The organism is Mycobacterium sp., assembly GCF_049280035.1.
Classification (GTDB): Bacteria; Actinomycetota; Actinomycetes; order Mycobacteriales; family Mycobacteriaceae; genus Mycobacterium.
Window position 1 is genome coordinate 1 of the sequence record NZ_JBAPPI010000261.1, and the last position, 8,435, is coordinate 8,435.

11 protein-coding genes are annotated in these 8,435 nt (G+C 66.6%); 8 read left to right on the forward strand and 3 right to left on the reverse strand.

Annotated elements, in window-relative coordinates; translation table 11 throughout:
- The 7 genes from WAN71_RS08400 to WAN71_RS08430 form a co-directional block, all read left to right on the forward strand.
- On the forward strand, positions 1-322 hold a 322-nt coding region (locus WAN71_RS08400; protein WP_422224882.1), incomplete at its 5' end, for a ParA family protein.
- The gene (locus WAN71_RS08405) at positions 319-1,164 is read left to right on the forward strand and encodes a segregation/condensation protein A (RefSeq protein ID WP_422224883.1); all 846 of its coding nucleotides are present in this window, start codon (positions 319-321) and stop codon (positions 1,162-1,164) included. The genes WAN71_RS08400 and WAN71_RS08405, both read left to right, overlap by 4 nt.
- 185 nt (positions 1,165-1,349) lie before the next feature.
- Entirely contained in the window at positions 1,350-2,045 is a 696-nt protein-coding gene (scpB, locus tag WAN71_RS08410; protein WP_422224891.1) for an SMC-Scp complex subunit ScpB, read from the forward strand.
- Positions 2,045-2,797: a pseudouridine synthase gene (locus WAN71_RS08415; protein WP_422224884.1), complete on the forward strand. Its 753-nt coding sequence runs from the start codon at positions 2,045-2,047 to the stop codon at positions 2,795-2,797. The genes scpB and WAN71_RS08415 overlap by 1 nt, the downstream gene beginning before the upstream one ends.
- Positions 2,791-3,477 carry a (d)CMP kinase gene (gene cmk, locus WAN71_RS08420; protein WP_422224892.1) on the forward strand — a complete coding sequence of 229 codons (687 nt, stop codon included), beginning with the start codon at positions 2,791-2,793 and terminating at the stop codon, positions 3,475-3,477. The genes WAN71_RS08415 and cmk overlap by 7 nt, the downstream gene beginning before the upstream one ends.
- A complete protein-coding gene (gene der / locus WAN71_RS08425) occupies positions 3,474-4,874 on the forward strand; it encodes a ribosome biogenesis GTPase Der (protein WP_422224885.1) in 1,401 nt (466 codons plus the stop codon). The genes cmk and der overlap by 4 nt, the downstream gene beginning before the upstream one ends.
- A 13-nt stretch (positions 4,875-4,887) precedes the next feature.
- Positions 4,888-5,694: a sulfite exporter TauE/SafE family protein gene (locus WAN71_RS08430; RefSeq protein ID WP_422224886.1), complete on the forward strand. Its 807-nt coding sequence runs from the start codon at positions 4,888-4,890 to the stop codon at positions 5,692-5,694.
- Between the two features lie 4 nt (positions 5,695-5,698).
- On the opposite strand, the gene WAN71_RS08435 is transcribed toward WAN71_RS08430, so the two are convergent.
- Positions 5,699-6,385, reverse strand: a complete 687-nt coding sequence (locus tag WAN71_RS08435) for a DUF3060 domain-containing protein (protein WP_422224887.1) — start codon at positions 6,383-6,385, stop codon at positions 5,699-5,701.
- Positions 6,386-6,448: 63 nt separating this feature from the next.
- Between WAN71_RS08435 and WAN71_RS08440 the strand changes: the two genes are divergently transcribed.
- Positions 6,449-7,468: an NADP-dependent oxidoreductase gene (locus tag WAN71_RS08440; protein ID WP_422224888.1), complete on the forward strand. Its 1,020-nt coding sequence runs from the start codon at positions 6,449-6,451 to the stop codon at positions 7,466-7,468.
- 6 nt (positions 7,469-7,474) lie between these two features.
- Here WAN71_RS08440 and WAN71_RS08445 read toward each other — a convergent pair whose 3' ends face one another.
- Both WAN71_RS08445 and WAN71_RS08450 read right to left on the reverse strand, forming a co-directional pair.
- On the reverse strand, positions 7,475-7,885 hold the full coding sequence (locus WAN71_RS08445) for a VOC family protein (RefSeq protein ID WP_422224889.1): 411 nt from the start codon (positions 7,883-7,885) through the stop codon (positions 7,475-7,477).
- Positions 7,886-7,890: 5 nt separating this feature from the next.
- A complete protein-coding gene (locus tag WAN71_RS08450; protein ID WP_422224890.1) occupies positions 7,891-8,340 on the reverse strand; it encodes a helix-turn-helix transcriptional regulator in 450 nt (149 codons plus the stop codon).
- Positions 8,341-8,435 lie beyond the last annotated feature (95 nt).

Below are 8,435 nucleotides of genomic sequence, written 5' to 3' on the forward strand. Positions count from 1 at the left end.
GTGCGAATATTTCTCGCTGCGGGGTCTGGCGCTGCTCACCGACACGGTCGAGAAGGTGCGGGACCGGCTCAATCCGAAGCTGGAGATCAGCGGCATCTTGATCACTCGCTACGATCCCCGGACCGTGAACTCGCGCGAGGTCATGGCCCGTGTGTTAGAGCGCTTCGGCGATTCGGTGTTCGACACGGTCATCACCCGAACTGTGCGCTTCCCGGAGACCAGCGTCGCCGGCGAACCGATCACCACGTGGGCACCGAGGTCAGGCGGCGCGGCCGCCTACCGTTCGTTGGCTCGCGAGGTGATCGACCGGTTCGGCGCGTGAACGGCGGCGTGAGCTGCGAGGCATCTCCCCAGAACGGCTTCCAGGTCAGCCTGGCCAATTTCGAAGGGCCGTTCGACCTGCTGCTGCAGCTGATTTTCGCCCACCGGCTTGACGTCACCGAGGTGGCGCTGCACCAGGTCACCGATGAATTCATCGCCTACACCCGCGCGATCGGTCCGGCGCTGGAGCTTGACGAGACCACCGCGTTCCTGGTCGTCGCCGCGACGCTGCTCGATCTCAAGGCGGCCCGGCTGCTGCCGTCCGGACAGGTCGACGACGACGAGGACCTGGCGCTGCTGGAGGTCCGCGACCTGCTGTTCGCCCGGCTGCTGCAGTACCGGGCGTTCAAGCACGTCGCGCAGATGTTTGCCGAGCTGGAGGCCGCCGCGCTGCGCAGCTATCCACGCGCGGTGTCGCTGGAAGACCGCTACGAGGACTTGCTGCCAGAGGTGATGCTGGGCGTCGACGCCGAGCGATTCGCCCAGATCGCCGCGATCGCGTTCACGCCGCGGCCGGTGCCGACGGTGGCCACCGAACACCTGCACGAGCTGATGGTGTCGGTGCCCGAACAGGCCGAACAGCTGCTGTCGCTGCTGGAGAGGCGCGGGACAGGGCAATGGGCGTCGTTCTCGGAGTTGGTCGCCGACTGCCGGGCGCCGATCGAGATCGTCGGCCGCTTCCTGGCGCTGCTCGAACTGTATCGGTCGCGGGCGGTAGCATTCGACCAGTCAGAACCGCTTGGTGTGCTCCAGGTTTCGTGGACCGGAGAACGGCCGACCAGCGAAGCGTTGCTGAGGGCAGAGTCGCTCGAAGCTCAAGAATTGCGAGACCAATACTCATGACTGACCAGCCGCCCGAACCGGACCTGGGCGTCCGCGCCGGCGACGATGCAGAGCGGAGCGATGAGGTGGGGGCACCTCCCGCTTGCGGGGGCGAGCGGCGCACGATCGACGCAGCCGCGGCTCACGAGCTCGACGACTCCGAATTGGGCATCCGCGCCGGCGACGATATACACAGCAGCGATGAGGTGGGGGCACCTCCCGCTTGCGGGGGCGAGTGGCGCACGATCGACGTCGCGACAGCGCCCGAGCTCGACGACGACGAGCTGGGCGCGGTGCTCGAGGCGCTGCTGCTGGTCGTCGACACCCCGGTGACGGTCGAGGCGCTGGCCGCGGCTACCGAGCAACCGGCCTATCGGGTCGCCGCCAAGCTGCGGGTGATGGCGGATGCACTGACCGAACGTGACAGCGGCATCGACCTGCGGGAAGCCGGCGGCGGATGGCGGATGTACACCCGCGCGCAGTTCGCGCCTTACGTCGAGCGCCTGCTGCTGGACGGGTCGCGCTCGAAGCTCACCCGAGCCGCGCTGGAGACGTTGGCCGTGGTGGCCTACCGCCAGCCGGTGACACGAGCGCGGGTAAGCGCGGTCCGGGGCGTCAACGTCGACGCGGTCATGCGCACGCTGCTGGCGCGTGGGCTGATCACCGAGGCCGGCACCGACCCCGATACCGGCGCGGTGACGTTCGCCACCACCGAGCTGTTCCTGGAGCGGCTGGGGTTGTCATCGCTGATTGACCTTCCTGACATCGCGCCGCTGCTTCCCGATGTCGACATGATCGACGACTTGAGCGAATCGCTCGATGTTGAGCCACGTTTCGTCAAGCTTTCCGGCGGCGCGGTGCATGACGATCGGCCGTTGTCGTTCGACGTGGACCAGGAATGATGGATGAGACCGGCGAACCCCAGGGGGTGCGCCTGCAGAAAGTCTTGTCGCAGGCCGGAATTGCGTCCCGCCGGACGGCCGAGAAGATGATCATCGACGGCCGTGTCGAGGTCGACGGGCAGTTGGTGACCGAGCTGGGCACGCGCGTGGATCCTGACGCGTCGGTGATCCGCGTCGACGGTGCGCGGGTGGTCCTGGACGATTCGCTGGTGTACCTGGCGCTGAACAAGCCGGTGGGGATGCACTCGACGATGTCGGACGACCGTGGCCGGCCCTGCATCGGCGATCTGGTCGAGCGCCGGGTTCGTGGCAACCAGAAGCTCTTTCACGTCGGACGGTTGGATGCCGACACCGAGGGACTGATCCTGTTGACCAACGACGGCGAGCTCGCGCATCGCCTGATGCATCCCTCGTACGAAGTGCCCAAGACGTATGTGGCGACGGTCGGCGGGGCGGTGCCGCGTGGGCTGGGCAAGAAGCTGCGGGCCGGTATCGAGTTGGACGACGGGCCGGCGGCGGTCGACGATTTCGCCGTGGTGGACGCGATTCCCGGTAAGACACTGGTCCGCGTCACGCTGCACGAGGGACGCAAACGCATTGTGCGACGGCTGCTCAAGGCTGCCGGGTTCCCGGTGCAGGCGCTGGTCCGAACCGACATCGGCACGGTGTCGCTGGGGGAGCAGCGTCCGGGCAGCATCCGGGCTCTGCGCCGCAACGAGATCGGAGATCTGTACAAAGCGGTCAGATTGTGACCGGTGTCGTCGTCGCCGTCGACGGCCCGGCCGGAACCGGAAAGTCGTCGGTATCAAGGGGGTTGGCGCGCACCCTGCAGGCCCGCTACCTGGACACCGGCGCAATGTACCGCATCGTCACTCTGGCGGTGCTGCGCGCGGAAATCGACCCGGCCGATCAGGCGTCCGTCGAAGCCGCTGCGGCGGCCGTCGAGTTGTCGGTGAGCTCTCACCCCGATGAAGATCGCAGTTACCTTGACGGAGAGGACGTCTCAACGGAGATCCGCGGTGACGCGGTCACTCAGGCAGTGTCAGCGGTGTCGTCGGTTCCCGCCGTACGTACCCGGCTTGTCGCCCTGCAACGCACCCTAGCTCAGGGCCCGAGCAGCGTCGTGGTCGAAGGCCGCGATATCGGGACCGTGGTACTGCCCGACGCCGACGTCAAGATCTTCCTGACAGCATCGGCCGAGACCCGGGCGCGGCGCCGCAACGATCAAAATGTCGCCGCCGGTTTGCCCGACGACTACGAGGGTGTGTTGGCCGATGTGCGCCGCCGCGATCACCTGGACTCGACGCGAGCGGTGTCGCCGCTGCGGGCCGCTTCGGATGCGGTGGTGATCGACACCAGCGCGATGACCGAATCCGAGGTAATCGGTCACCTGTTAGGGCTGGTGCGTCTGCGAAGCGAGGCCGCCCGGTGAGCGAAGACGGGACCTGGGTCGACGAAAGCGACTGGGAATCAGTTGGATTCGCTGAGGATCTGGAGGGCGAGGCCGCGGGACCGCCGCCGGTGGTGGCAGTGGTGGGCCGGCCGAATGTCGGCAAGTCGACGCTGGTCAACCGGATCCTGGGCCGGCGCGAGGCGGTGGTGCAGGATGTCCCCGGTGTGACCCGCGACCGGGTGTCCTACGACGCCCTGTGGACCGGACACCGGTTCATCGTGCAGGACACCGGGGGTTGGGAACCCGACGCCAAGGGTCTGCAGCAGCTGGTGGCCGAGCAGGCCGCGGTGGCGATGCGCACTGCCGACGCGGTGATCCTGGTGGTCGACGCGGTGGTCGGCGCGACCGCCGGTGACGAGGCGGCCGCGCGTATCCTGCGTCGTTCGGGTAAGCCAGTGTTTCTGGCAGCCAACAAAGTTGACAGCGAGAAGAACGAATCCGATGCGGCTGCGCTGTGGTCGTTGGGCCTCGGTGAGCCATATGGGGTCAGCGCGATGCACGGTCGCGGCGTGGGCGATTTGCTCGACGCGGTGGTCAGCGAGCTGCCGGAGGTGGCCGAGGCGGCGTCGACCGAGGGCGGTCCACGGCGGGTCGCGTTGGTCGGCAAGCCGAATGTCGGAAAGAGCTCCCTGCTGAACCGGCTGGCCGGTGATGAGCGCTCGGTGGTCCACGAAGTCGCCGGAACCACAGTCGATCCAGTGGACTCGCTGATCGAGATGGACGGCAAGGTTTGGCGTTTCGTCGATACCGCCGGACTGCGCCGCAAGGTCGGCCAGGCCAGCGGGCACGAGTACTACGCCTCAGTGCGCACCCACGGCGCGATCGATGCCGCCGAAGTCGTCATCGTGTTGATCGACGGTTCGGTGCCACTGACCGAACAGGACCAGCGGGTGCTGTCGATGGTGATCGAGGCCGGCCGTGCGCTGGTGTTGGCGTTCAACAAGTGGGATCTGGTCGACGAGGAGCGGCGCTACCAGCTGGACAACGAAATCGACCGGGAACTGGTACAGGTGCGATGGGCGCAGCGGGTCAACATCTCCGCGAAAACCGGCCGGGCCGTGCAGAAGCTGGTGCCGGCCTTGGAAAGTGCGCTGGCGTCGTGGGATGCCCGGATCGGCACCGGCCAGCTCAACAGCTGGATCAAGGAAGTGGTGGCGGCGACCCCGCCGCCGGTGCGCGGCGGCAAGCAGCCGCGGATCCTGTTCGCCACCCAGGCCACCGCCCGCCCACCGACGTTCGTGCTTTTCACCAGCGGCTTTTTGGAGGCGGGGTATCGGCGGTTCCTGGAGCGACGGCTGCGGGAGACGTTCGGCTTCGAGGGCAGCCCGATCCGGATCAACGTGCGGGTGCGCGAGAAGCGGAAAGCCAAACGCTGAATGCGGCGCCGAAATGGCGCCCGATAGGGTCTCTTCAGTGCCGCTTTCACACGCAATCTTGGTTGTCTTGGCCGGCTTGGCTGCGGGCGCGATCAACGCGGTTGTGGGGTCGGGCACGTTGATCACCTTTCCGACGCTCGTTGCGATGGGTTTTCCGCCGGTGACATCGACGATGTCCAATGCGGTCGGGCTGGTTGCGGGCAGCGTCTCGGGAACCTGGGGCTACCGGCGCGAGCTGCATGGCCAGTGGAATCGGCTGCGCTGGCAGCTTCCCGCCTCAGTGGTTGGCGCCGTCCTGGGCGCGTGGCTGCTGTTGCACCTGCCGGAGAAGGTGTTCATCGACGTCGTTCCGGTGCTGCTGATCATCGCGCTGATCCTGGTGGTCGTCGGGCCGCGGATCCAAACCTGGGCGCGCGATCGAGCCGAGAGGACAGGCCGCTCCACCGACGACATATCGTCACGCCGGATGGCCGCATTGGTGGCGTGCACTTTCGCGGTCGGCGTATACGGCGGCTATTTCACTGCGGCGCAAGGCATCCTGCTGGTCGGCGCGATGGGCGCGCTACTGCCCGAATCGGTGCAGCGGATGAATGCGACGAAGAATCTGCTGGCGCTCGTCGTGAATATCGTTGCGGCGCTGGCCTACACGTTGGTGGCGTTCGATCGGATCAGCTGGCCGGCGGCGGGCCTTATCGCGGTTGGCTCACTGGTCGGCGGATGGTTGGGCGCACACTACGGCCGTCGACTGTCCCCAAACGCGTTGCGGGCCGCGATCGTTGTCGTCGGCCTCATCGGCGTCTACAGGCTCTTGACCGTCTAGCGGGTCAGCCTTGTTGGACGACGTTGCCGTCGCCGGACGTGTCGATGCTCGGCGAACCGGTGTGGTAGGTGATCTGGTTGTTGAAGCCGGAGGCTTCGACGGAGTCGACGGCGTCGACAGTGACCGAGTTCTGGACGCCGGACACATGCAGGCTTGCGCAGTGGCCGGTGAGCACGAACTTGTTCGAAATGCCGCTGACGTCCACGTCGTTCTGGTTGCAGGCGATCGTCCGATTCTCTTTGATGCCGGAGATGGTCAGATTGGCACCCGCCGGCGCTGTGGACGCTGGGCTGGGCGACCCCGACGGTGCAGGGGCTTGAGTAACACCGGCGGACGGCGCCGCACTACTGGAGGCGATGCCGGGCGTACTGGGGGTGGGCGAGAGGATCACCAAGCCGCTGTGCGTCGCTCGGTTGATGCCGAAGACCGCAAGCCCCAGCGGGATTGCGATGGTCCCAATGATGAAGAAAGCGGCCAAGATCCACCACACCTGGTTGCGCGAGGTGGACCGCGGCGATGTCCAGGGGGACGGGCTGCCGAAACTCGGCGGCGGTGGTGGGACCGCTGCACCGGGCGGGTACGGGTAGCCACCAGGCGGCTGGGTACTTCCCGCTTCGGACACCCGGGCCGTCTCAGCCAATGGGCGCTCAAGCTCACGGATTCGCGCTTCCGGGTCATCCTCTGGCTTCATTCACGCATGCTCCCACACGGGGATCGCACCGAATAGGCCTTTCTTTTCGGTAGTTTCTGCATCGTGCCCGAATTGAGAAACCGCCAGATCGTGTTGCGTCGCCGCCCTACCGGCCTAGTCCAGCCCGGTGACACCGAGTTGGTCACCACGCCCGCGCCGGAGCCGGCCGACGGGGAGGCGCTGGTCCGGACCACCTACGTGGGTCTTGACGCCGCGGTCCGGACCTGGCTCAACGATCAGCCGGGCTACCTGCCGCCGGTGCAGCTGGGCGAGGTGATCCGGGCGGCCGGGATCGGGGAGGTCGTGTCGTCGCGGTGTGACGCCTACGCCGTTGGCGACGTCATCACCACCTTGACCGGATTTCAGGAGTACGTGATTGTCCGCGACGACGTGTTCAGCACGCCCATTCCCGGCGAGAGCGATCAGCTGGCGATCATGTCGGTGTACGGGCCGACCGGCGCGACGGCATATATCGGGATGACCGACGTCGGTCGGCCTCAGGCTGGGGACACTGTGGTGGTTTCGGCCGCGGCAGGCGCCACGGGGTCGGTGGCCGGGCAGATCGCCAAGATCGCCGGTGCCCGGGTGGTGGGCATCGCGGGCGGGCCGGAGAAGTGCCGGGCGGTGGTCGAGGACTTCGGTTTCGACGCGTGTATCGACTACAAAAACGACGACCTGGAAGCCGCGCTCAAAGAGCACTGCCCTAAGCGGGTCAACGTCTACTACGACAACGTCGGCGGACCGATCCTCAACGCAGTGCTGGGCCGCCTGGCCATGAACGCACGAGTGGTGCTCTGCGGCGTCATCTCCAGCTACCTGAGCGGCGAGCACCCCGGGCCGGCCAATTACGTGAACCTGCTGTCCAAAACCGCGACTATGCAGGGATTCAACGCGCTCGATCAATGGGGCCGCTTCGACGAGGCCTTCGCCTCGCTTCGGGAGTGGGAGCACGAAGGCCGAATCAAGGCCCGCCAGACCGTCTTTGAGGGCATCGAGTCGTGCGTCGATGCCCTCAACGGGCTGTTCACCGGAGCCAACATCGGCAAGATGCTGGTCAAGTTGAGCGAGCCCACGACGGCCTAGCTGGCCTCAGCGCAGTTCTTGGATGCGGATCATGGTGCCTGCTGGATCGCGGACAGCGCAGTCGCGAACCCCGTAGGGCTGCTCGGTCGGCTCTTGGACGATGTCGGCGTTGGTGGCCTGCAGGCGTTCGAAGGTGCCGTCGAGGTCCTTGGTGGCCAGGACGATGATCGCGTAGGTGCCCTTGGCCATCATCTCGGCGATGGTGCGGCGTTCGTCGTCGGTGATGCCGGGGTTTGCGGCCGGCGGATTCAAAACGATTGATGTGCCAGGCTGATTCGGCGGTCCGACCGTGATCCACCGCATCTTGCCCTTTCCGACATCGAGGCGGATCTCGAAGCCCAGGGTGTCGCGGTAGAACGCCAGGGAGGCCTCCGGGTCGTCGTGCGGGAGGAAGCTCGAGTGAATGGTGATGTCCATGACGGTCAGGCTAGGGGCAGCGCGGCAGCGGGCGCTTCTCGATTCCTGACCGGTCTGGTGACTTGCTTTTCCATACACGACGGCAACCCTGCGGCGAGGCCGGCAACCTGGTCCCGGTAGCTACTGGGCGACAGGCCGACCAGCTCGGTGAAGCGTGTGCTGAAGGTCCCCAGCGACGAGCAGCCGACTGCGAAACAGACCTCGGTGACGCTCAGTTCGCCGCGACGCAGCAGCGCCATCGCGCGCTCGATGCGGCGCGTCATCAGATAGGAGTACGGCGACTCACCGTAGGCGAATTTGAATCGGCGGCTGAGGTGCCCGGCCGACATATTGGCGTCGCGGGCGAGCGCCTCGACGTTCAGCGGCCGCGCGTACTCGCGGTCGATCCGGTCGCGGACGCGGCGCAACCGCGCGAGGTCGCGCAGGTGTTGCTCGTCGACAGGTCTGGATCCCACCTGCGCGATGGTGCCACGTCGCGTTGGGATGGGGCCAGCCTCGCGGTCTGCTGTAGGCTTTCCACCTGCTGCCGATGATCTGTTTGGCGGCACCG

Bases quoted from the DNA above. Each gene is read 5' to 3' on its own strand.
- WAN71_RS08430 (WP_422224886.1), top strand. From the start codon at position 4,888: ATGGCGCCCGATAGGGTCTCTTCAGTGCCGCTTTCACACGCAATCTTG.
- WAN71_RS08435 (WP_422224887.1), bottom strand. From the start codon at position 6,385: ATGAAGCCAGAGGATGACCCGGAAGCGCGAATCCGTGAGCTTGAGCGC.
- WAN71_RS08445 (WP_422224889.1), bottom strand. From the start codon at position 7,885: ATGGACATCACCATTCACTCGAGCTTCCTCCCGCACGACGACCCGGAG.
- WAN71_RS08415 (WP_422224884.1), top strand. From the start codon at position 2,045: ATGGATGAGACCGGCGAACCCCAGGGGGTGCGCCTGCAGAAAGTCTTG.